The sequence below is a fragment of the Mongoliitalea lutea genome (genome assembly GCF_014652135.1).
In the GTDB taxonomy this organism is placed as follows: domain Bacteria; phylum Bacteroidota; class Bacteroidia; order Cytophagales; family Cyclobacteriaceae; genus Mongoliitalea; species Mongoliitalea lutea.
Map to the genome: position 1 here is coordinate 20,440 of NZ_BMYF01000025.1, position 21,347 is coordinate 41,786.

24 protein-coding genes are annotated in these 21,347 nt (G+C 38.9%); 15 read left to right on the forward strand and 9 right to left on the reverse strand.

From position 1 onward, the window contains the following. The first annotated feature begins 41 nt into the window (after nt 1–41). The 9 genes from moaA (at nt 42) to IE080_RS16970 (ending at nt 8,080) form a co-directional block, all read left to right on the forward strand. On the forward strand, nt 42–1,022 hold the full coding sequence (gene moaA / locus IE080_RS16930; protein ID WP_189585461.1) for a GTP 3',8-cyclase MoaA: 981 nt from the start codon (nt 42–44) through the stop codon (nt 1,020–1,022). A gap of 301 nt (nt 1,023–1,323) precedes the next feature. Beyond that, nucleotides 1,324–2,499 carry a molybdopterin molybdotransferase MoeA gene (locus IE080_RS16935; RefSeq protein WP_189585464.1) on the forward strand — a complete coding sequence of 392 codons (1,176 nt, stop codon included), beginning with the start codon at nt 1,324–1,326 and terminating at the stop codon, nt 2,497–2,499. Nucleotides 2,500–2,501: 2 nt separating this feature from the next. Then, nucleotides 2,502–3,236 carry a sulfite exporter TauE/SafE family protein gene (locus IE080_RS16940; protein WP_189585467.1) on the forward strand — a complete coding sequence of 245 codons (735 nt, stop codon included), beginning with the start codon at nt 2,502–2,504 and terminating at the stop codon, nt 3,234–3,236. An 18-nt stretch (nt 3,237–3,254) separates the two neighbouring features. Further along, nucleotides 3,255–3,482 carry a MoaD/ThiS family protein gene (locus tag IE080_RS16945; RefSeq protein WP_189585470.1) on the forward strand — a complete coding sequence of 76 codons (228 nt, stop codon included), beginning with the start codon at nt 3,255–3,257 and terminating at the stop codon, nt 3,480–3,482. A 3-nt stretch (nt 3,483–3,485) separates the two neighbouring features. Beyond that, nucleotides 3,486–4,565, forward strand: a complete 1,080-nt coding sequence (locus tag IE080_RS16950) for a HesA/MoeB/ThiF family protein (protein WP_189585473.1) — start codon at nt 3,486–3,488, stop codon at nt 4,563–4,565. 278 nt (nt 4,566–4,843) lie between these two features. After that, nucleotides 4,844–5,290: a molybdenum cofactor biosynthesis protein MoaE gene (locus IE080_RS16955; RefSeq protein ID WP_189585477.1), complete on the forward strand. Its 447-nt coding sequence runs from the start codon at nt 4,844–4,846 to the stop codon at nt 5,288–5,290. A 346-nt stretch (nt 5,291–5,636) separates the two neighbouring features. Then, nucleotides 5,637–6,269: an NAD(P)H-dependent oxidoreductase gene (locus tag IE080_RS16960; protein WP_189585480.1), complete on the forward strand. Its 633-nt coding sequence runs from the start codon at nt 5,637–5,639 to the stop codon at nt 6,267–6,269. A 66-nt stretch (nt 6,270–6,335) separates the two neighbouring features. Next, complete coding sequence (locus IE080_RS16965; protein ID WP_189585484.1) at nt 6,336–7,379, forward strand: S66 peptidase family protein; 1,044 nt, start codon at nt 6,336–6,338, stop codon at nt 7,377–7,379. After that, nucleotides 7,376–8,080, forward strand: a complete 705-nt coding sequence (locus IE080_RS16970; protein ID WP_189585487.1) for an SGNH/GDSL hydrolase family protein — start codon at nt 7,376–7,378, stop codon at nt 8,078–8,080. The genes IE080_RS16965 and IE080_RS16970 overlap by 4 nt, the downstream gene beginning before the upstream one ends. A gap of 60 nt (nt 8,081–8,140) precedes the next feature. Here IE080_RS16970 and IE080_RS16975 read toward each other — a convergent pair whose 3' ends face one another. Together IE080_RS16975 and IE080_RS16980 are read right to left on the reverse strand one after the other, a co-directional pair. Next, nucleotides 8,141–8,530, reverse strand: a complete 390-nt coding sequence (locus IE080_RS16975; protein WP_189585490.1) for a DUF1573 domain-containing protein — start codon at nt 8,528–8,530, stop codon at nt 8,141–8,143. A gap of 21 nt (nt 8,531–8,551) precedes the next feature. Further along, nucleotides 8,552–9,991, reverse strand: coding sequence for an ATP-dependent DNA helicase (locus IE080_RS16980; RefSeq protein WP_189585493.1), 1,440 nt, complete (start codon nt 9,989–9,991; stop codon nt 8,552–8,554). Nucleotides 9,992–10,011: 20 nt separating this feature from the next. On the opposite strand from IE080_RS16980, the gene IE080_RS16985 reads away from it, so the two are divergent. The 4 genes from IE080_RS16985 to coaD are packed head-to-tail and all read left to right on the forward strand — an operon-like array spanning nt 10,012 to nt 12,450. Further along, complete coding sequence (locus tag IE080_RS16985; RefSeq protein ID WP_189585496.1) at nt 10,012–10,515, forward strand: NUDIX domain-containing protein; 504 nt, start codon at nt 10,012–10,014, stop codon at nt 10,513–10,515. A gap of 53 nt (nt 10,516–10,568) precedes the next feature. Continuing rightward, nucleotides 10,569–11,150 carry a hypothetical protein gene (locus IE080_RS16990; RefSeq protein ID WP_189585498.1) on the forward strand — a complete coding sequence of 194 codons (582 nt, stop codon included), beginning with the start codon at nt 10,569–10,571 and terminating at the stop codon, nt 11,148–11,150. A 38-nt stretch (nt 11,151–11,188) separates the two neighbouring features. After that, the gene (locus IE080_RS16995) at nt 11,189–11,980 is read left to right on the forward strand and encodes a DUF3822 family protein (protein WP_189585501.1); all 792 of its coding nucleotides are present in this window, start codon (nt 11,189–11,191) and stop codon (nt 11,978–11,980) included. Between the two features lie 8 nt (nt 11,981–11,988). After that, entirely contained in the window at nt 11,989–12,450 is a 462-nt protein-coding gene (gene coaD / locus IE080_RS17000; protein ID WP_189585504.1) for a pantetheine-phosphate adenylyltransferase, read from the forward strand. Here coaD and IE080_RS17005 read toward each other — a convergent pair whose 3' ends face one another. Then, nucleotides 12,451–13,122, reverse strand: coding sequence for an NUDIX hydrolase (locus tag IE080_RS17005; protein ID WP_189585507.1), 672 nt, complete (start codon nt 13,120–13,122; stop codon nt 12,451–12,453). A 100-nt stretch (nt 13,123–13,222) separates the two neighbouring features. Here IE080_RS17005 and pyrE point away from each other — a divergent pair, with 100 nt between their 5' ends. Further along, complete coding sequence (gene pyrE / locus IE080_RS17010) at nt 13,223–13,873, forward strand: orotate phosphoribosyltransferase (protein WP_189585510.1); 651 nt, start codon at nt 13,223–13,225, stop codon at nt 13,871–13,873. A 27-nt stretch (nt 13,874–13,900) separates the two neighbouring features. Here pyrE and rfbB read toward each other — a convergent pair whose 3' ends face one another. The 3 genes from rfbB to IE080_RS17025 all read right to left on the reverse strand — a co-directional run bounded on the left by rfbB (nt 13,901) and on the right by IE080_RS17025 (nt 17,254). After that, entirely contained in the window at nt 13,901–14,956 is a 1,056-nt protein-coding gene (gene rfbB, locus IE080_RS17015) for a dTDP-glucose 4,6-dehydratase (RefSeq protein WP_189585513.1), read from the reverse strand. A gap of 4 nt (nt 14,957–14,960) precedes the next feature. Continuing rightward, complete coding sequence (locus IE080_RS17020; RefSeq protein WP_189585516.1) at nt 14,961–16,019, reverse strand: NAD-dependent epimerase; 1,059 nt, start codon at nt 16,017–16,019, stop codon at nt 14,961–14,963. A 68-nt stretch (nt 16,020–16,087) separates the two neighbouring features. Continuing rightward, on the reverse strand, nt 16,088–17,254 hold the full coding sequence (locus IE080_RS17025; RefSeq protein WP_189585519.1) for a glycosyltransferase family 4 protein: 1,167 nt from the start codon (nt 17,252–17,254) through the stop codon (nt 16,088–16,090). A gap of 597 nt (nt 17,255–17,851) precedes the next feature. Here IE080_RS17025 and proC point away from each other — a divergent pair. After that, entirely contained in the window at nt 17,852–18,655 is an 804-nt protein-coding gene (gene proC / locus IE080_RS17030; RefSeq protein ID WP_189585522.1) for a pyrroline-5-carboxylate reductase, read from the forward strand. On the opposite strand, the gene IE080_RS17035 is transcribed toward proC, so the two are convergent. The 3 genes from IE080_RS17035 to IE080_RS17045 all read right to left on the reverse strand — a co-directional run bounded on the left by IE080_RS17035 (nt 18,652) and on the right by IE080_RS17045 (nt 21,333). Beyond that, the gene (locus IE080_RS17035) at nt 18,652–19,503 is read right to left on the reverse strand and encodes a PIG-L deacetylase family protein (protein WP_189585525.1); all 852 of its coding nucleotides are present in this window, start codon (nt 19,501–19,503) and stop codon (nt 18,652–18,654) included. The two genes, proC and IE080_RS17035, sit on opposite strands and share 4 nt — an antisense overlap. 12 nt (nt 19,504–19,515) lie before the next feature. Next, nucleotides 19,516–20,496 (reverse strand): sugar phosphate isomerase/epimerase family protein, encoded by a 981-nt coding sequence (locus IE080_RS17040; protein WP_189585528.1) that lies wholly within the window; start codon nt 20,494–20,496, stop codon nt 19,516–19,518. Between the two features lie 126 nt (nt 20,497–20,622). Next, nucleotides 20,623–21,333, reverse strand: coding sequence for a tetratricopeptide repeat protein (locus tag IE080_RS17045; RefSeq protein WP_189585531.1), 711 nt, complete (start codon nt 21,331–21,333; stop codon nt 20,623–20,625). Between the last annotated feature and the right edge of the window lie 14 nt (nt 21,334–21,347).

Here is a 21,347-nt window from a genome sequence, read left to right on the forward strand (position 1 = left end):
CTACAACTTCGCTTTTCCTTGTATCTCCAATAGCCATCCACATGCTACTAGATCAATTCAACAGAAAACACGATTACCTCAGAATTTCCCTGACGGATAGCTGTAATTTTCGTTGTAGCTATTGCATGCCCGATGAAGACATCCAAAGCATGCCCAATGCTTATTTGATGCAAGTGGATGAAATCGAGTTGATCGCACAAAAGTTTGTAGAATTAGGCGTTAAAAAAATACGGCTTACCGGAGGAGAGCCACTAGTCCGTAAAGAATTCCCTTTAATTCTTGAAAAGCTTTCCACATTACCCGTCGAACTCACCTTAACGAGCAACGGTGTACTTATCGATCGCTATTTGGAGCAACTCAAAGCAGCTGGAATCAGAAAAGTCAACATCAGTTTGGACACCTTACGAGCAGATACATTTTTCCAACTGACCAAACGCGATCAGTTTCAAAAAGTCTGGGATAATATCCTGCTATTGCTGGAGCATAATTTTAGGGTCAAAGTAAATGTAGTTGCCTTAAATGGCATCATCGAAAAAGAACTGCTCAACTTTGTCCAATTGACCAAAGAGTACCCCCTGCATGTGCGTTTTATCGAATTTATGCCCTTCACAGGCAATTATTGGAATAAAGAAAAAGTACTGACAGCTGGCAAAATGCTGGATATGGTGAAAGAAAAATTTGAAGTCACCAAACTCAAAGACGCACCAAACGACACAGCTAAAGCCTACCAAGTTCCTGGTTTTCTCGGGACCTTCGCTTTTATCACCACCATGAGCGAGCACTTTTGCAGCACCTGCAACCGCATGCGAATTACGGCTGATGGAAAAATGAAAAATTGTCTTTTTGGGAAAGAAGAAATGGATATCCTGGGAGCGCTAAGAGCAGGAAAAGACATTGAATCCTTGATTCGCTTATCTGTATGGAATAAGCATGCTGCCCTCGGAGGTCAATTTACTCCCGATTATACCCAAGCAGAAGCAGAGAAGATTGAGAATAGGAGTATGATTAAGATTGGGGGATAGGGATACTAGTGGATATTAATGGATAAAAGGATATTTTGGGATGGAGAGATTCTTGGTGGTAGAGAAAGGGAAATAAATGGAAATATAGTGGAAATAAGGTTGAAATAGTTTTTGGGGATATTGATTGATATTGGTGGATATAAGGATATTGAGATATTTTGGAATAGAGAGATTCGTGGTGGTGGAGAGAGGAAATAAATGGAAATATGGTGGAAATAAGGTTGAAATAATGAATATTGGAAATCGAGGCGTTCGTGGTGGGTAACTTTGCGAACGTTGCGAGCACTTCAAATGAATTAATATGATTACCGTAAAACAGGCGAAAGAAATTCTTCAACAAAATATCCCTTCCAAGAGCGTGGGGAAAGTTTCTTTGAGAGATGCCGCAGGCTTGGTCTGTGGGGAGGATATTTTTTCGCCCATGGATGTGCCATCCTTTGATAATTCTGCCATGGATGGCTATGCGATTGCTTGGGAAGCAGGTGTTCAGTCGTGGGAATTGAATGGAGAAGTAGCTGCGGGGGCAAAAGAAACAAGTTCTTTAGAGAAAGGAAAAGCAGTCCGTATTTTCACAGGCGCACCTATTCCAGAGGGCGCAGACACGGTTATTCAGCAGGAATGGGTAACAGTTTCTGGCAACACGATTTCTCTACAAAATCAATCCCTTGAAAAGGGTATGCATGTGCGAAAAAAAGGCACTCAAACCCAACTAGGCAGCCTCATACTACCCAAAGGATCCTTGATTACACCCGGCGGAATAGGTTTACTTGCTTCGGTTGGTTTGGAGGATGTTTCCGTTTTTCTTCCTCCCCGTGTGGTGGTCATCATTACTGGAAATGAAATCAAAGAGGTAGGAGAGACACTGGAACATGGACAGATTTACAATGCCAATGAACCGGTGTTGGACGCTTACTTGAAACAGGAAGGCATTAAAGAAATCGACTTTATCAGAGTTGAGGATCATGCAGCATCGGTTCGTCAAGCTATACAAACAGCCTTATCAAACGCCGATTTAGTACTTTTATCTGGTGGTATCTCTGTGGGTGATTATGATTTTGTGAAAGGTGGATTAGAAAAAGCAGGTGTGCAAGAGCTCTTTTACAAAATCAAACAAAAACCCGGTAAACCAATCTTTGCAGGCATCAAAGGACAGCAATTAATCTTTGCACTTCCGGGAAATCCCGCATCGGTTATTACCTGCTTTAACCAATATGTCAAACCAGCGATTCGTCAATGGATGGGTAAAAAAGCCGATTGGGAAAGTAAAAGTTTTCTACCCTTAGCAAGTCCTGTCAAGAAAAATCCGAACCTAACATTTTTCCTAAAAGTAAAGATAGCAGACAGTCAAGTTCAGGTTTTACCCGGTCAGGAGTCCTTCAATCTTATCGCATTTGCTCAGGCCGATGGATTTGCAGAAATCCCGGAAGGTGTGGATTTTTTGGATGCGGGTGAACAAGTGACTCTCTATCTTTGGTAAACATGGAAGCATATAGCTGGATTCTTTACATTTTATTGCCAACGGTAGCATTTTTGTATGCCGCAGTGGGACACGGGGGTGCAAGTAGTTACCTGATGTTTTTGGCCTTATTCAACTTCGCTCCTGAACAGATTCGCCCAACAGCTCTGATGCTTAATATTGTGGTATCATTTATGGCCTTTTGGGCCTTTAGAGGAAGGGTAAGATTTCCTACTAGATTATTCCTCTCCATCATCTTGTTTTCTGTACCAGCGGCATTTGTTGGTGGAAAAATGTCCATAGACGCTGGCCTGTACAGGCAAATACTAGGAATGCTGTTATTTTTCCCAATTTTACGCTTTCTGAATATTTTCCCCAAATCAACTGAACCACGGATTGCTGAAAACTGGATTATCGCTGCCCTCATAGGCTTGGGAATTGGATTTGTATCAGGATTGATTGGTATTGGAGGTGGAATTATTTTATCACCTATCCTACTCTTACTGGGTTGGACGAATATGAAAGAGACCGCCGCCGTCAGTGCCTTGTTTATATTCTTTAATTCTATCTCGGGTTTGCTGGGAGTCAATATCTCATCCATCACATTTGACCCTCAATTATGGGTTTTGATGCCCTTAACCATTGCCGGCGGAGCATTAGGAGCTTATGTTGGAGCAAATAAATTCAATTATCAAGCCGTGAAGTACACGCTTACTTTAGTATTGTTTATTGCTGCTGTTAAGTTGATTTGGGGATAAAAAATTGTAACTTTAATTATGAAAATATTAGCCTTCGGAAAAATAGCTGAAATCATTGGAAAGCCACAACTAGAAGTGGATGACTTCCCAACTACCGAAATCTTACTGGGCTATTTACACCAACAATACCCTGCCCTGAAAAACCATAAATTCAGCATCGCAGTCAATAAAAAACAAGTTAACGGAAATGCTCCTATTGCTTTAGGAGCAGAAGTCGCTTTGCTACCACCGTTTTCCGGAGGATAAACCATGGATAGATTTGAGCGTCAATATATCCTTCCAGGCTTCGGGACTACTTCCCAACAAAAATTACGGGATTCCTCTGTACTAATCATAGGTGCTGGAGGTTTGGGTTGCCCTGCATTGCTGTACCTGAGTGCTGCTGGTATTGGAAAAATTGGCATCGTAGATGGGGACGTGGTTTCTGTTTCCAACCTCAACAGGCAAGTACTTTTTGGGCAAGAGCATATTGGACTTGGTAAAGCTGAAACAGCAGCATCTATTATCCAAGAAAAATACGCTGAGATCACTGTTGATGCCTATCCTTTCTTCTTGAACAAAGAAAACATTTTAGAACTCATCTCAGCCTATGACTTGATCGTCGATGGCTCAGACAATTTCCCTAGCCGGTACCTTGTGAATGATGCCTGTATGATTACAGGGAAGCCCTTGGTATTTGGGGCCATTTACCAAAATGAAGGACAAGTAGCAATTTTCAATGCAAAAGGTATCGACTCGATCCAGTATAGAGACCTCTACCCTACTCCACCAGCTGCCTTTGAAGTCCCCAATTGCAACGAAACCGGTGTACTCGGCGTACTCCCTGGAATGATCGGGACTATGATGGCTGCTGAGGCAATCAAATTTCTCAGTGGATTTGGGGAAACATTGGAAGATAAAATGCTTTTCTACAACTTGCTCAATCATGGGTCTTATCAAATTCAACTTTCAAAAAATCCTGATTCAGAAAGCCTAAGGCCCAAAAGCCCCCAAGAGCTGCTTCAAATGGATTATGAGCACTTCTGCGGTTTGGATATCCAAACAGACTGGGAATCCGTAATTGAAATAACAAAAAGAGACTATCCAAGTATACTCGTAGATGTAAGAGCATATGGGGAACAACCGGAATTTGACGAACTCAATCATGTGCAAATACCGTTAGATGAACTGGGAAATACTTCTCATCAATTAGAGCCATACCAGCAAATCTTTCTATTTTGCCAATCAGGAACCCGAAGCTTAAAAGCCGTGAACATGCTAAAAAAACACTATCCAGATAAAATGATACAATCGATCAGAGGAGGTATTGTGGAATACTTCAGGAAATAAAGATGAAATAGACTGCTTGAAATAAAGTTGAAATAGTTAGGGTAGATATGTGTAGATATTGATAGATATTAACTTCGTGATATCATAAGGAAATTACAGCTAATTAATAATTAATCTTTCTACTGAAAACCAACATCAAAAAATATCACCTTCGGTAAATATCTCTTCATATCCCTCATTATTTCCATCTTATTTCAATTTATTTCCACCATATTACTACTCCTTTGCGACCCTGTCTTGCCGACAGGCAGGTCTGCGAGAAAAAACCAAAAACACCCATGGAAAAAACCAGAACACCCAAAAACATCTTTGTAGAAGGAGCAATTGCTCCTGAAAAAATAGCCAAATCCATCGCCAACCATAGCAGCAACACAGCTATTGGGGGACATAGTATTTTCTTAGGCCAAGTAAGAGCCGATGAAAAAGAAGGTGGGCATGTAAGAGCTATTGAATACACCGCTTATGAGGATATGGCATTGCAACAGGCTTTTGAAATCCGGGAAGCGGTATTTGCGAAATATCCCCTTACCTGCATGCACATCTATCATAGTTTGGGCGAAGTGAAGACAGGTGAAATCTGTCTCTTCGTATTTACCTCTTCCAAACACCGCAAAGCTGCCATCGATGCCTGCGAAGAACTCGTCGAACGCATCAAAAAAGAACTCCCCATCTGGGGCAAAGAAATCCTGGACAATGAACAGTCGGAATGGAAGGTCAATACTTGATGTGAAAAAAGCCTGCGTCCAAATAAGGTAGAAATAAAAACAGCCCCTCAGCCTCCTCTCTATCTCCAATTATTTCAACTTATTTCTACCTTATTTCAATTCACTACCACCCAAACTCACTCCATTCCGAAATATCTATTTCAATCCAATATCTACCAATATCATAAAAATTTAATTCCACCTTATTTCAATTTATTTCAACTTATTTCCTCTATCCACCACCCAAAATCTCTCCATACCACAATATCAATTAATATCCAATAGCTATCAATATCAACAAAATATCCTCCCATCTGAACTTTTTACCAAAATTACATGTATATACATAAGTTAACAAACCAACGAAATGAACACGACGATAAATAGTTTAAATTGGCGCTATGCAGCCAAAAGAATGAACGGAAAGCAAGTTCCTGCTGAAAAATTGGAAAATATCTTAGAGGCTATCCGTCTAACAGCTACATCTAATGGATTGCAACCCTTTACCGTATTGGTGATCGAAGACAAAGAAATGCGTGAGAAACTACATGCTACTGCGGTAAAGCAGCCACAGGTGGTGGAAGGCTCTCATCTTTTGGTATTTGCTGCTTGGAAAAATATTACTGCTGAACAGATTGATACCTACTTCGACTTGGTCTACGAGGAAAGAGGCATGGAAAAAGGTGCTTTAGATCAGTATGCGAACTTCTTGAAGGAGCACTTCTCCAAGCAAACAGAAACTGAAATCTTCAATTGGGCATCCAAGCAAGCCTATATCGCCTTGGGAACTGCCCTAGTAGCGGCTGCTGAAGAAAAGGTGGACAGCACACCGATGGAGGGATTCAATCCTGCTGAGGTTGACCAAATCTTAGGATTAGCTGAAAAAGGAATGGGAGCTTCTTCCCTCTTGGCCTTAGGGTACAGAGATGAGAGCGCCGACCACTTGGTAGATGCTAAAAAGGTACGAAGATCCAAAGACAAGCTTTTCGTGAAAATATAAAATAGAAATCCCGGCCTGATTGGCTGGGATTTTTTACTTTTGGAATACGGTTAAAGCAAGCTACGTATGCACAAAAGAAGTTTTATCAAATCACTTGGCTTAGGCGTTCTCAGTCTTCCAATGTTATCCGCTTCATTACCTAATTCCAAGAACCTATCGATTCGTTTACCAAAAGCCCTTCCTAAGGGTGGAACCGTCGGTATCGTAAGCCCATCAGCTGCAACAGCTGATCGTATGCAGTTTCAATTTGCCAAAGAAACGTTTGAGGCTTTGGGATATCAAGTAATTTTGGGTCAACATCTCATGAACAGAAGAGGACACTTGGCAGGAACTGATCAAGAACGAGCCGATGACCTCAACGAAATGTTTGCCAATCCGTCTATTGATGCCATCGTCTGTATCCGTGGTGGTTCTGGAGCCGCACGTATTTTACCCCTTTTGGATTATCCTATGATCCAAAAAAATCCAAAACCACTCCTAGGTTACTCGGATATTACCGCTCTGCATGCTGCCTTATACACCCAAGCTGGTTTGGTTTCCTTTCATGGTCCAAATGGTACAGGTTCTTGGAATAATTTCAATGTTAAACAGTTTGAAAGTATTTTTATCAATCAATCGCTTCACACATTTGAAAATGAACAGGTTAAAGGGGATGATTTAATCATTAAAAACAACAGAGTCAGCACCATTTTTCCCGGTAAAGCCACCGGGACCATCCTTGGAGGGAATCTAACTGTACTAGCTGCTCTATCAGGTACTCCTTTTTATCCAGATTTCACCAATGCAATTTTATTTATTGAAGACATTGGAGAAGATCCGTATAAGATTGACCGAATGATAAGCACCTTAAAACTCAACGGAACGCTTTCTAAAATCAAAGGCTTCATTTTTGGTCAATGCACTGATTGTAATCCGAGTGGCGGGTTTGGTTCACTCACCTTAGATGATATTTGGGAAGATTACATTGTACCTCTAAAAATCCCTGCATACAAAGGAGCTATGATTGGACATATTCCCAAACAGTTTATTGTTCCTCACGGAGCTACTGTGGAGATGAATGCCGATACGGGCACCTTTCAATTGACACATTCCATTTTCCAAAAACCATGATTAAATCAATTATACTAAGTTTTATAGCTATAGCTTTTCTTGACCAACCTATGAATCAGCCAAACCCCACAGAAACCTCAGCTAAGAATCCTATCAAATACCTAGCATTGGGAGATAGTTATACCATTGGAGAGGGAGTAGTTGAGGAAGAGCGGTATCCCAATCAAGCAGTGGCGATGTTACAAGCTCAGAGCCTTGATATAGAATTATCCCAAATCATCGCAAAAACAGGCTGGACCACCGATGAATTAGCCCAAGGAATAGAAGATGCGAATATCGCTGGCAACACCTATGACTTGGTAACCTTACTAATTGGCGTTAACAATCAGTACCGCCGAAGAAGTGTGGACAATTATCGGGAAGAATTAACGTCGATGATCAAGCAAGCCATAACCTTCGCTCAAGGTAATCCAAAAAGAGTTGCTCTTTTATCCATCCCGGATTGGGGAGTCACGCCTTTTGGGAAAGATTCAGGAAGGGATTTGGAAGAAAATGCAGGTGCAATCGATCAATTCAATGCAACCAAAAAAGCTGTAGCAGCTGAATTGGGTGTTTTTTACATTGATATCACAGAGGAATACCGCTCCATTGGAGGGTTAGATGAAATGGTGGTCGCAGACAAGCTACATCCGAGTGGTCTTGTCTACAAAAGTTGGGCAAAAAAGCTCAGCCAATTGATTCTAAACTACATGGAATTTTAAAAAAAAAGCCCTAAAACAGTCAATGTCCCAGGGCTTTTTGATTCGTCTTTATACTTAATCTTAAGCTTTTGGCTTGACATTAGAGATCAAAGAAACTCTTTCAATTGGTTCTGAAGCATTTGAATAAATCCGTACTACAGAGTTTTGCTTACCCATTTTCCCTGCAGAATTAAATACAACTTTCAATTCAGCGGTAGCACCAGGAGCAACTGGCTGTCTTGGCCAACTTGGTGCTGTACAGCCACAGGTTACAGCCACGTTTGAAATGACCAATGGTGTATCTCCAGTGTTTTCGAATACAAACACATGCTCCACCTTATCACCTTGCGTAATATCTCCAAAGTCAATTGATTTTTCTTTGAAAGTCATTACAGCACCCTTTGAATCACTTTGTGCCTGCACTGCAAACACTGCAATGAACATGACCATTAATAGAACATACTTTTTCATGCTTATTATAGTTGTTTTGAATTATTGATTGCTAATTTCATAAAATTTTGGGTGAAAATTCACCAAAAACACTTCTTTTTTTGCCCTCGTCAGTGCCGTATACAACCAACGTATAAACTCTTCATTAATATTTTCATCTGTCAAATATCCCTGATCAACGAAAACCGCATCCCATTGACCTCCCTGCGATTTATGACATGTCAGTGCGTACGCAAATTTAACCTGTAAAGCCGAAAGGTAAGGATCTTTTTTAATCAATTCCATTCGCTCGGCCTTATTAACAACATCAGCATAGTCTTCCGCCACTTGCTGATACAAACTTCTGTACTGATCTACGCTCATGGATGCAAAAGGACTGTAAAGCGTATCCAATATCACCTTTGCTTCAAAGAAGGGTTCATCCGGATAATCTATCAATCTCAATTCTAACGTAGCAAATCTCAAGCCATACAACTCTTCGAAGGAGCGGATTTTCACAATTTCTACAAAATCCCCATTGGCAATAAAGTTCACCCGCTCGGAATTGGCCATATACGTGTAGTTATTTTTGACCACCATCAGCAAATCCCCTGCAGCAATCTCATCTTCATAAAAATGAATCACTCTGCGGATATATTGATTATACTGCACAGCTGATTTATTGGACCGGGTAATTATGGTCGTGTTTTCTTTACCATACTTATCATAGGCATAGCGTAAGCCATCCTCTAGTCGCTCTCCAGTCATTTTAAAGAAATCATTGAAACCTTTGGTAACGAAGTGTATTTGCGCATGCTCCTGCTTAAGTTGATTTCGAAGTGCAGTTGCATTGAAGAGAATACCCGAATCCAGTTGCTGACGCATAACCTCCGTCATCTCTAAGGACTCCACTTTCAATCGAAAATACCGCTGTAAATACGATGGATCTAATGCAGGACTGAGCAAAGAGCCTACCGGTGGTAACTGGGCAGTATCTCCAACAAAAATCAATAGGTTGCTCGGGACCTGAAAAACAAATTTTATCAAATCTGCCAATAAGCTACGACCAAAACTCACCTCGTCTGCTAACATGGAAGACTCATCTACGATAAAAACCGTGTCCTGACTATAGTTTTTTTGCAATTCAAATCCCTGACCCAAATCTCCAGCTTCACCTTTGGGTTTATAGATGATTTTATGAATTGTAAATGCTACACGACCAGAATAATTGGACATTACTTTTGCGGCTCTGCCCGTAGGAGCGAGCAACATGCATTTCTTTTTGAATCGGGGTAATACTTTTACTAAACTAGAAATCACCGAAGTCTTGCCAGTACCTGCAAATCCCCGCAATACAAAGGCTTGAATAGGCATCTCCCGTGTTTCAAGGAATGCATCCATTTTGGAAAAAAAACGCACCTGTCCCCCGGTGGGTTCAAATGGAAAATTTTTCCTCAGCATGATGGAAGGAAGCGGAGTAGATGCCCTATCTTGTGAATTCATTGATACGAAGCTATGCATTTATGAGAGAATTGGAAACGGAAATTGTGGAGAAATTTGGCAACAGGCTACGTACGAGGGTCAACGGAGTTTTGATCAAAGACAATCAGATTTTACTTATCAAACACCGAATGGCTGAAGGAAGGTATTTCTGGAATGTACCTGGAGGGGGTATGAAATATGGATCTAATGCCATCGATAATTTAAAAAGGGAGTTTTTAGAAGAAACAGGGCTTGAAATAGTCGTTGGGGATTTCTTATGTGTGTATGAATATTTGGACAAACCCCTACATGCAGTTGAACTTTATTATGAGGTCAAAGAAGTTGGGGGGACTTTAAAACTTGGAAAGGATCCAGAATTGGAAAATGATAAGCAGCTAATCATGGAAATTGCTTATCTTGACATCGAAAAATTACGTTTCATAAAAAAATCTGACAAACACCGCTTATTTTGGGAAATAAATGACCTGAATGAAGTGTTAAAGTGGAAAGGATATTTTAATTTTGAAAATAATTCCATAAAATAGCAACTCGAAATCAAACCATCAACCTTATTCAATAGATTAAATTAATCCAACAAATGACGCTAACTAAAATTTTATCGATCGTATTCCTCTTAGGTGCATTAGGCCTAGGGTTCATGTTATACAAAAGTGTAGATGATGTAATGCAAGAAGAAAAAAGAATTGCAGCTACTGAATCTCGTATCATCGAAAAACTTCAAATGCTTCGCGATGCTCAAATCGCTTACATCGCAACTAATGGAGAGTATGCTGGAAATTGGGAAGATTTGAGAAAATTTATTGAAGAAGGAAAAATCTGGTTGGTACAAAGAAGAGAAGAAACCAAGTTATTGGCTTATGGTAAAGAAGAGACTACTGTATTCTTTGATACCTTAGGTTCGGTAAATGTAATGGATTCCCTTTTCAACGAAAGAAGATATCCTAACTTCAACATTGAAAACGTAAATATCGTACCGGGTTCTGGAGGTAAAGAGTTTGAATTCTTTGCTGATAAAGTTGAGCGATCTCAGCGTGAAATCGGTGTATTTGAAATCAGAGATCCAGACCCTATCAATCCAAAAAGGAGAGCTAATAATAAAGAAAAAGCATTAAGAGTGGGTTCGAGAACAGATTCTTCTACTTCAGGTAACTGGGAGTAAGCTTGCATACGATAATACAAAATACCTCGGGTAAATCTTTGAGCGATAAATTTGATGCACATGATGTATCAAGTTTATCGCTTGTTTTGTTTAACCATCTGTATATTTTGTTTTTAAAAGATAAAAACAAACAAATTCTTGGTGTACAATGGGAAATCAAAAAAAACTTACAAGCTGCCGTAAAAGCAGTTTCCTCAATCCCTGTTTTTTCAAAAGACCTTACACTTGATGTTTTTTATCATGGAGAAAATCTTGCTTTAATACCAGGGGTCATTCATGAGCCAAATTTCAATAAGGCCTTATTATACGTTGGTAACACTCCAGAAAAAGACCTCGTACAGTACAATACCAGTCTAGAAAGTAATAACCTACAATTGCTTGGGGAGTTACCGAAAGATATTGTCGACCAATTATCAGCGGGGAAACAAGAAGTTAATTTTCATCATGCAGCAGCCTCTTTCTTAAGTTTAGCACTCAAGGAAAAATTCAATATGCTTAGTCAGGAGATTTGGGTCAGTTTACAGACTAATTTCTTGTACCTTGCAGCTTTCAAAAATCAGGAATTAGTAGTCTTTAATCGCTTTGAAGCTACAAATGAGGAAATGATCTTGAAATACATTTATGGCATTGCCAATAAATTAGATTTTGACCCTAAGCTATTCCGATTGACTATTTTTGAAAGTGAGTTTAACAAACTCCCTCAAGCTTGGGGAGAAGCCTATTTTAAAAACATCAAACGCTCACAGCCCATTAGCAACCAAATTTACCATCTAGGCGCTGAAGACTTTAAGCATACAGGCTTATTTGAAGCATCTTGGTTGTTCAATTAACCCATTCCATGAAAAAAATAGCCATCTTTCCAGGTTCCTTTGATCCATACACCAATGGACATCATGATATAGTCGTGCGAGGACTCAAAATGTTTGATGAAATTATCATTGGCATTGGCTATAATTCCGCAAAAAAGAATCGCTATTTCGATATTGATTTGATGGTTCAAAAGATTGAGTCTGTCTATGCAGACGAACCTCGAGTAAAAGTGATGGTTTACAACGAATTGACATCAAGTTTGGCCAAGAAAACCGGAGCTGATTTTTTACTTCGGGGATTGAGAAACACCACAGATTTTGAGTATGAAAACACCATTTCCCAAATGAACCGTAAACTCAAAGATGGCTTAGAGACAGTTTTTTTGATTACTTCACCCCAATATTCTGCGATAACCTCCACGATCATAAGGGAAGTACACAAGTTTGGAATCAATGTCAATGAATATCTTCCATATCCTTTGGAAGAGTAATCAGGCATTAACTTTCAAAAACTTCTTATACAAATACCTCATGGAAGGGTATGAATTGACAAGGGCAGTTTTAGCATCTTGATGATTCAACCAACGCACTTCTTCGATTCCTTCCTCTTTTTGTGCTTTAAGGCCCACATCTGAAATCAAGTCCATCTCGTACCAATAGGTCTTCTTTAATATACTCTTTCGGTTATGCGTATACGTATGCCAAGTTTTACAGATTTTTCGTGTAATCCTCACTTTTACGCCACACTCCTCTTCTACTTCCCGTAATGCACATTCCTCCGGACTTTCTCCTTTATCAAATTTCCCTTTCGGCAAATCCCACTTCCCTAAGCGGAAAATGAACAATACTTTATCTTTCTTTGTGACCACACCTCCTGCTGCCTTGATGACCGTAAACCTGCTTTTGACAAACTCTTTTAATTCCTCCACATTATTGGATACAATCGTTACTGAATCCAAGTTTTTTAATTTTCTTGTCCGAAGGATATACAGAAGGCGGATGATAAAATCTTTGGAAGGATTGGTAATCAGTACATCGTCAGATAAATCAGTGGCCTGTGGTAATTCTGTAGGTGCATCAAAAATACACTCAAAAGTGCGATCTGTCGGAAACTCCGCAGGGCTGATTAGATCAAGTGGCTTATCATTGACAAAAATCTTCATAGAGTAAGTTCGCTTGGGTTCGAATTGATAAAACCAAAAATGCATAAAAAAATCATCTGCTCACAATACCTAAGAAAAATTTATCGCTTAATTTTGGTTCATGGAAATTTTCAACAAAAGTATTGCTGCCGAAGTAGCTTCCAAACTCCTAGAAATAGAAGCCATAAGACTTCAACCAGAAAAACCCTTCACATGGGCATCCGGATGGAAATCTCCCATCTACTGCGATAACAGGCTGTCTCTCTCCTACCCAGCCATTCGCAAATTGATCAAAGAACACCTATACTCCATCATTCAAGAGCGATTTCCAAGTGCAGAAAGCATTGCCGGTGTTGCCACTGCGGGTATTCCTCAAGGTGCATTGATTGCTGATGCTTTAGACTTACCTTTTTTATATGTAAGATCAAAGCCTAAAGGACATGGAATGGAGAACATGATCGAGGGAAAAGTTACACCCGGACAGAAAGTTGTAGTAGTAGAAGATTTGGTATCCACCGGAGGTTCTTCACTTAAAGCTGTTCAGGATCTAAGAAATTCGGGATTTGAGGTATTAGGAATGGTAGCAATCTTTACATATGGATTTGAGGTAGCTAAAGAGAACTTTGCAGCAGCTAAGGTTCCTTTGATCTGCTTGAGTGATTATTCCTCTATGTTACCACAAGCCTTGGCAAATGACTATATCAATGACGAAACGCTAGCCTCTTTGGTAGAATGGAGAAAAGACCCAACCATTTGGCAACCAAGACCATAAAAAAAGAGACCGAAAAGGTCTCTTTTTTTATGAACGATCACCGTAATGAGCTTCGTAATATTTCTGGTAATTGCCTGAGGTCACATTCTCTAACCAAGACTCGTTACTCAGATACCAATCGATTGTTTTTTCGATCCCTTCTTCAAATTGCAAGCTAGGTTCCCAGCCCAATTCAGACTGAATCTTGCTGGCATCTATTGCATATCGTAAATCATGGCCTGCACGATCCTTTACAAAAGTGATTAATTGTTCGGATGTACCCGCTGCTCTACCTAACTTTTCATCCATTTTCTGACACAATAAGCGGACGATATCGATGTTTTTCCACTCATTGAAGCCTCCAATATTGTAGGTCTCTCCTGCTTTCCCCTGATGAAAAACCACATCAATAGCACGGGCATGATCGACTACATACAACCAATCTCTGATATTTTCACCCTTTCCATACACCGGTAGGGGCTTGTTATTTCGAATATTGTGAATACATAAAGGAATCAATTTCTCTGGAAACTGATTGGGCCCATAATTATTCGAACAATTGGTGATAACAGTCTTTAACTTGTAAGTATTGGCATAAGCCCTTACAAAGTGATCAGAAGAGGCTTTTGAAGCAGAGTAAGGTGACTGAGGATCATATGGAGTGGTTTCCAAAAAGAAGCCACCATGATCCAAAGATCCGTATACTTCATCCGTGGAAACATGATAAAACAGATGCTCGGAATAATCTTTCCAATACGCTTTTGCAGTATTCAATAGATTTACCGTACCAATGATATTGGTTTTGACAAAAGCCAAGGGATCTGTAATTGATCTATCCACATGAGATTCAGCTGCCAAATGAATGACATCCGTAATTGCATGCGCTTCAAACACCCGCTTAAGCTCGGCTTCATCCAAGATATCTACTTTTTCAAATACATAATTTGGGCAATCCTCTATAGATTTGAGATTTTCCAAGTTACCAGCGTAAGTCAGGCAATCAAGATTGACAATTTTATAATCAGGATACTTGTTTACAAACAACTGTACCACATGACAGCCTATAAATCCAGCTCCTCCGGTAATCAAAATATTTTTTCCCATAACCTTAGATATTTACATCATAAAATTCTTTGTACCACTGTACAAATTTAGCAACACCTATCTCTACAGATGTTTCGGGCTTGTATCCAGTATCACGCATTAAATCCGATACATCTGCAAAGGTAGCAGGTACGTCGCCCGCTTGTAATGGCAACATATTTTTAATTGCTACCTTACCTAGCGCTTTTTCTAAAGCACCTATATAATCCATCAATTCTACAGGATTTGAATTACCAATATTATAAATTTTATATGGAGCATAAGAACTTCCTGGATCAGGATCTGCACCAGTCCAAGATTCATTTTTTCTCGCTGGTCTATCGGCTACGCGAATAATTCCTTCTACAATATCATCAACATAAGTGAAGTCTCGCTTCATTTTACCATGATTGAAAACATCAATTGGATTTCCTTTGGTGATAGCATCTATAAATAAAAACAAAGCCATATCGGGTCTCCCCCATGGGCCATAGACAGTAAAGAATCTTAAACCCGTGGTTGGCAAGTCAAAAAGATTACTGTAGGTATGAGCCATCAATTCATTAGCTTTTTTAGACGCCGCATACAAACTTAAAGGATGGTCCACATTATCGGAAGTTGAAAAAGGCATAGTTTCATTAGCGCCATAAACCGAACTTGATGAAGCATATACCAAATGTTTAATCTGATGATGCCTACAACCTTCCAAAATGTTGGTAAAACCAACAATATTGGACTCCACATAAGCAGCTGGATTAATTATTGAATAACGAACTCCAGCCTGAGCGGCAAGATTAATCACAACATCAAACTTTTCATCGGAAAAAAGCTTAAAAACACCTTCTTTGTCAGCCAAATCCAACTGCACAAATGTATAATTTGGATTGGTTACTGAAACAGCTCTTTTGTTAGCTAAAATTTCTTCTTTTTCTATCCCCGCATATGCCAATCTTGCATATTTTAAATTGACATCATAATAGTCGTTGATTATATCAAGACCAACAACAATATCTCCTCTTTCTAAAAGTTTATTGGTAACATGAAACCCAATAAATCCGGCAGAACCGGTCACTAAATATTTCATATACTATCTGTAATAATTTTTTTTACAAATAAACACAAATTGGACGTAAATTCAGCTAAGCAATCGAATTATTGAGAAGGGAGGTATTGGGCTAACAATCTTTGATATTCTTTCAAAAACAACTCTTGAATTTTTGGTCGATCGTATAGTTCTATAACTTGGGAATACAATCTATCCGCTAAAGTCTGCATAAACTCTCGTTTCACATAAGCAAACTCTAATCCTTGCCTTAAAATATCTACATCTTTAGGAGGAAAAACCAAACCGGTTTTTTTGTTTTTAACAATGTCAATATTTCCTGGAATATCTGAACACAAAATAGGAACCTGCATGGCAGCTGCCTCCAATAAAACATTTGGAAATCCCTCTCTGTGAGATGCATGCACAAATAAGTCTGCAAGTGCCATGTAATGAGCTACATGATCTGTCCAATCTAATTGAATAATTTTAGGATGATCAATTATTTTTCGAAGTACTTCATCTGAAAGAGGATTTAAATCCTGCTCAAAGGCTCCCAATAATACCAATTTTGATGAGGAAACTATTTTTGATTGTAGAAAAGCTTCTACCAGTTCCTCAATCCCTTTATCCTTGACAAGCCGACCTACTGACAAGATAATATATTCATTTTCGGAAGGAGTCATTCTCATGGTAGCTGCTACCAAGTGGTTTTCGGCTAGAGATTTCCTATTAAATTTTCCTAAATCGATCCCATTCGAAGAACCTTTTCCTATAACCTTCACTTTCTCCGCTGCTACCCATCCATTGTCAACAATCATTTTTTGTAATGAAAATGAATTAGGCCAAATCTCAACGGCACATTTATATGTCCACTGCTCTGCTTTTTCCAATAATGCCTTTCTATTTTTTCCTGCTGCCATGTGTGGCAAACCAGCCAATGTATGAATACGGATTTTGACACCTGCTAGGACTCCAGCAATCATCGCAAGAAGACCTGCTTTGGGTGTATGTGAATGTATAATATCAGGCTTTTCTTTCTTAAACAACTTATATAGCAGCCACAAGCAATAAAGATCATGGATAGGCGTAATTCTTCTTGTAAATGGAACAACGACATGTCTACAGCCTTCCTTTTTAACAATTTGAGATATTTCTTTTCCTTCGGCACTTACCATAAGAACCTCCCAACCTTGCTCTTTCATAAATCCCATTTGACCAGAAAGAAGTAGCTTAAGAGAAATGGGTACTGTTGTAAGACGAATAAGTTTTGGCATTCTGTCGTTTGAATTCAAAAATCCAAATATAGGATTTAATACAGATAATTTTATGAACGTGCAAAAAAAATCATATTACAACTCCTTTTTAATTACTTTAGGAGTAGCGTCAAATATACCTCTTCTTGCTGCATTTCTTGATGATTTTGTTAAATATGAAGAAAATTATAATCAAAGTCGTTTTGAAAATAATAAAATACCCTCCCTTCTATTCTACATATCAATCATTAAGATCTCAAATACTTTCAAAAATCAAAAACTATACCATCAATGAAGAATTAAAATTTCTTCTAATCATTTAATTGAGTTTATGCTTAACTTTTTTTTTAAATATTATAAGAAAACTCAATATAATTCCCTACAAAAAAATCATGTTCAAAAATTTTATATGCATAAAAATGCATTGAAATATAAAAGGCAACATCAACAGCTTTATGAAAAAAATCAGCTATGACAAAATAGTTAAATGATACATAATAAAAACTCAGTTACCCGAAAGTGAACAGATTATTCAATACTTTAATAATTACTATTCCTCCTTATGGATCAAAGAAAATTAGTTATCTTCAAAGTTTAATTTTCAAACCTATTAAACACATGCTTGAAGGTAAAATAATTGCCATCATCGGATGCGGGAATTTAGGGCTTTCTATCGTCAATGGATTGTTAGCTCAAGAATCTCTTGATCCCAATCAACTACATATTACCCGTAGAAATCCCTCTACTATACTTCACTTAAAGGAATTTGGCTTGCATGTACATAGTGACAACGTCATGGCCGCTAAAGAGGCTGATATTGTAATTTTAGGAGTTAAGCCTTATAATATTAATGGTATCCTTAAGGAAATACATCCTGTTCTTCAACCTAACAAGCAGATCATCGTATCTCTTGCTACAGGTATCACCTTGGATGAAATGTTTCAAGTGATTGACAAAAGCACTGTTGCTTTCCGGGCCATGCCCAATATAGCGGCAGATATTCAGGAATCCGTCACTTGCATCTGTGGCAGAAATACCAACCAAACTTCCGAACAACTTATCCAATCCCTTTTCAACAGTATAGGTTTCAGCATCAGCATTGATGAAAACTTAATGGAAGCTGCCACTGTATTGGGTGCTTGTGGTATTGCATACGTTTTACGTTTTATGAGGGCTATGATTCAAGGCGGCATACAAATTGGTTTTGATGCCAAAACTGCATCTAAAATTGTCAATCAGACAGTCAAAGGGGCCGCTGAATTAATGATCCAAAAAAATATGCATCCAGAAGAGGCTATTGACAAAGTAACTACTCCAAAAGGTTGCACCATCGTAGGACTCAATGAAATGGAACACCAAGGATTCTCTGCTGCCATGGTTCGTGGTGTCTTGGCTTCTTACGAGAAGATTGAAAAAGATTAGACTCTAACTTTGTAAAAGTACTCTCGGTCAAAAATGCGTGAATAAACATAGCGTGGCACTTGGTCTTTGTATGGTAACAAATCCCTGAATACTTCTTGCTGTGTAGCATGCATTTCCATCATTTCTTCCAATGCCCCAAAATAAGGAGTGGTCCGAATAGAAAAATCTGGCATCGGAAGTCCATTTCCTTCTTTGGGGTAATTTCGCTGAAATCCAGGAGCTAATTGCAGGGCAACCTGGATTTGTTTAGGTGAAAGTGTCACTTGAAATAATTGTTTCACTGGAAAATCAACCTTTCCAATGTTGGTTCGATAATAATTTTCCATCCCTTTGGAAACCATTCGGTGATCTGGATGACCATACAAGCCAACTGTAGAGTCGTAGGTAATTACGTAATCAGGCTGGTATTTTTCTACCATTTCTTGAGCTACTCGTTCAAATAATTCTATGGGAAGATGTTTCAAACCACTATCCGGATAATCCAAAATCTCCAAGGACTTAGCACCTAAAAATTCAGCTACTTTTTGCATTTCCTTTTTTCGCGCCTCTCCCAATTGTTCCTGAGCAACCAAGTCTCCCGTCGGTCCATTTTCCCCCTTTGTCAAATAAACCATGTATAACTCGTGACCTTCTTCTTTTAAAAGATTCAAGGTACCTCCTACAGCAATTTCATCATCCGGATGTGCAAAAAACAAGAGTACTTTTTGAGGAATGGTATTTCCAAATAAAGATTTTTGAACAGGAATACCGGAATCATGCAGCAAGCCTCTCCCCCACCAAATGGTACCATAGCTGATCCCGGCTACTACCAAAAAGGAAATGATTAATAAATTGATTAGCAAGCGCATGGTTTACAATTGTTAAATGAATGTAGCTCCGACCCGTGTGATCAAATCCCGAGTTGCTTTGATGCCTTCTACTTCAGAAAGCTTACTTCCTTCGTATTCAATCCCTATGTACCCGGTGTATCCTGCATCCTTTACAATTTTGAGCATTCGATCATAGTCAGTTTCTACACAATTGCCATTTTCATCAAAATCATAGCTTTTGGCACTGACTCCTTTGGCGAATGGCATCATTTCCTCTACACCTAAATATCGGTCGTATTCCTCTACACATTCACCTCCCCATTCAGAACCATTGGATCTACGGATACAGAAATTGCCAAAGTCAGGTAAGGTTCCACAATTTTCCATTCCAGTCCCTTGAATAACATCTGCCAACCATTTCCCATTGGAGGAATAACTTCCGTGATTTTCGACTATTACGTTGATATCAAATGGCTTCGCAAAAGTAGCCAAAGCCCTTAAGCCTTCCACAGCTGCTGAAGCGACTTCCTCTGCCGTCCCCCTTCCAAATGCATTGACTCGAATGGAATGACAATCCAAAAACTTTGCAGCTTCCACCCATTTCTTATGATTTTCCACCGCTTCATTGCGAGATGCCTTGTCCACATCACCCAAATACCCTTCACCATCAACCATTATCAGTAGGCTTTTGACTCCTTCATCATGAGCCCTTTTTTTCATTTCATTAAGATAAGCCAGGTCCTTAGCCTTATCTTTAAAAAAAGCATTTACATACTCTACAGCCTCGATTCCTAATTCTTTTTTGGTAAATCCTGCAAAATTTAAATTATCTAAATCTCCAGCAAATAGCATTTTATGCAATGACCATTGGGCTAGTGATATCTTGAAAAACGGGTTTTTGGAAACTTCTTCCAATTGAACAGAAGAAGTTACTGGCTTACATGATTGAAGCAATAAAGGGCTAACACTAGCACTAAGACTTAATAGTCCTAAAGACTTCAGAAAAATCCTTCGGTTTGTTGGTGCGTTCATTTTATGTTTGGGATTTTTTTGGAATTTAAAACAAAAAAGTCAGTTGACTGCAACAATCAACTGACTTTATTAAAACAAACGTACTTTATTGGGGAAAAGATAAATTAAATATTACTATTTAACGTGTTATTTGTTCGAATTTCGTAATTCCCTCATGTTTAATTGCGCCATCTCAAAACCCGGTGCCAACTCCAAAGCTTGCATAAATGCAGCCTGTGCTTCCTCTACATTTTTTTCTGCCATGTAAACTAACCCCTTCAAATTCAGGGCTGCTGCTTTAACACTTACTTCCTGTGTAGTCTCATCCGCTTTGGTGAAATTCAACATTTCCGTTGATGACTTTGTATCGCGAATTAGCATATTAGCAGAATTAAGCGCTTCTTCATATCTATCTAAGGAAAACTGCATGTAGGCCGTTTTATATAAAGAGAATAAAGTACCTGTCAGAAGGTAGTGAGATTCAAAATATGGCATAGCACGATCTATAGCACCAATTTGTTCCAAAGAATAACCTGCTATTTCCAAAGCTGTCACATTTTTATCATTTTTCTCAAGTAAATCCATCGCTACAACAGCTGCAGAAGTAAACTGATTCGTATCAAAGTACAAAGTAGCCAATAACTCATGAAAGCGTAAATTGGTAGGATTTCGGTCGATCAACTCATATAATTTCATTCTTGCTACGGGTAAATCATTATAGCGCAGAGCCATTTGATAAATACGCTGATCCGTTTCATTTCTTTTACGGTTGGTTTCGGTATCTGCTTGTTGCTCCTGAGCAACCAACACCGTACTGCTGAGTAACAGCACAAAAGCTGATACAAGTAACTTCTTCATATGTTTCGATTGGT

Excerpts from the sequence above, each read along its gene's own strand:
- IE080_RS17040 (WP_189585528.1), bottom strand. The coding sequence starts at position 20,496 with ATGAACGCACCAACAAACCGAAGGATTTTTCTGAAGTCTTTAGGACTA.
- IE080_RS16980 (WP_189585493.1), bottom strand. The coding sequence starts at position 9,991 with ATGAATTCACAAGATAGGGCATCTACTCCGCTTCCTTCCATCATGCTG.
- IE080_RS17045 (WP_189585531.1), bottom strand. The coding sequence starts at position 21,333 with ATGAAGAAGTTACTTGTATCAGCTTTTGTGCTGTTACTCAGCAGTACG.
- IE080_RS16945 (WP_189585470.1), top strand. The coding sequence starts at position 3,255 with ATGAAAATATTAGCCTTCGGAAAAATAGCTGAAATCATTGGAAAGCCA.
- moaA (WP_189585461.1), top strand. The coding sequence starts at position 42 with ATGCTACTAGATCAATTCAACAGAAAACACGATTACCTCAGAATTTCC.
- IE080_RS16950 (WP_189585473.1), top strand. The coding sequence starts at position 3,486 with ATGGATAGATTTGAGCGTCAATATATCCTTCCAGGCTTCGGGACTACT.
- IE080_RS17020 (WP_189585516.1), bottom strand. The coding sequence starts at position 16,019 with ATGAAATATTTAGTGACCGGTTCTGCCGGATTTATTGGGTTTCATGTT.
- IE080_RS17035 (WP_189585525.1), bottom strand. The coding sequence starts at position 19,503 with ATGCGCTTGCTAATCAATTTATTAATCATTTCCTTTTTGGTAGTAGCC.
- IE080_RS16985 (WP_189585496.1), top strand. The coding sequence starts at position 10,012 with ATGAGAGAATTGGAAACGGAAATTGTGGAGAAATTTGGCAACAGGCTA.
- IE080_RS16935 (WP_189585464.1), top strand. The coding sequence starts at position 1,324 with ATGATTACCGTAAAACAGGCGAAAGAAATTCTTCAACAAAATATCCCT.
- IE080_RS17025 (WP_189585519.1), bottom strand. The coding sequence starts at position 17,254 with ATGCCAAAACTTATTCGTCTTACAACAGTACCCATTTCTCTTAAGCTA.
- IE080_RS16965 (WP_189585484.1), top strand. The coding sequence starts at position 6,336 with ATGCACAAAAGAAGTTTTATCAAATCACTTGGCTTAGGCGTTCTCAGT.
- pyrE (WP_189585510.1), top strand. The coding sequence starts at position 13,223 with ATGGAAATTTTCAACAAAAGTATTGCTGCCGAAGTAGCTTCCAAACTC.
- coaD (WP_189585504.1), top strand. The coding sequence starts at position 11,989 with ATGAAAAAAATAGCCATCTTTCCAGGTTCCTTTGATCCATACACCAAT.
- IE080_RS17005 (WP_189585507.1), bottom strand. The coding sequence starts at position 13,122 with ATGAAGATTTTTGTCAATGATAAGCCACTTGATCTAATCAGCCCTGCG.
- proC (WP_189585522.1), top strand. The coding sequence starts at position 17,852 with ATGCTTGAAGGTAAAATAATTGCCATCATCGGATGCGGGAATTTAGGG.
- IE080_RS16975 (WP_189585490.1), bottom strand. The coding sequence starts at position 8,530 with ATGAAAAAGTATGTTCTATTAATGGTCATGTTCATTGCAGTGTTTGCA.
- IE080_RS16990 (WP_189585498.1), top strand. The coding sequence starts at position 10,569 with ATGACGCTAACTAAAATTTTATCGATCGTATTCCTCTTAGGTGCATTA.
- IE080_RS16940 (WP_189585467.1), top strand. The coding sequence starts at position 2,502 with ATGGAAGCATATAGCTGGATTCTTTACATTTTATTGCCAACGGTAGCA.
- IE080_RS16955 (WP_189585477.1), top strand. The coding sequence starts at position 4,844 with ATGGAAAAAACCAGAACACCCAAAAACATCTTTGTAGAAGGAGCAATT.
- IE080_RS16970 (WP_189585487.1), top strand. The coding sequence starts at position 7,376 with ATGATTAAATCAATTATACTAAGTTTTATAGCTATAGCTTTTCTTGAC.
- rfbB (WP_189585513.1), bottom strand. The coding sequence starts at position 14,956 with ATGGGAAAAAATATTTTGATTACCGGAGGAGCTGGATTTATAGGCTGT.
- IE080_RS16960 (WP_189585480.1), top strand. The coding sequence starts at position 5,637 with ATGAACACGACGATAAATAGTTTAAATTGGCGCTATGCAGCCAAAAGA.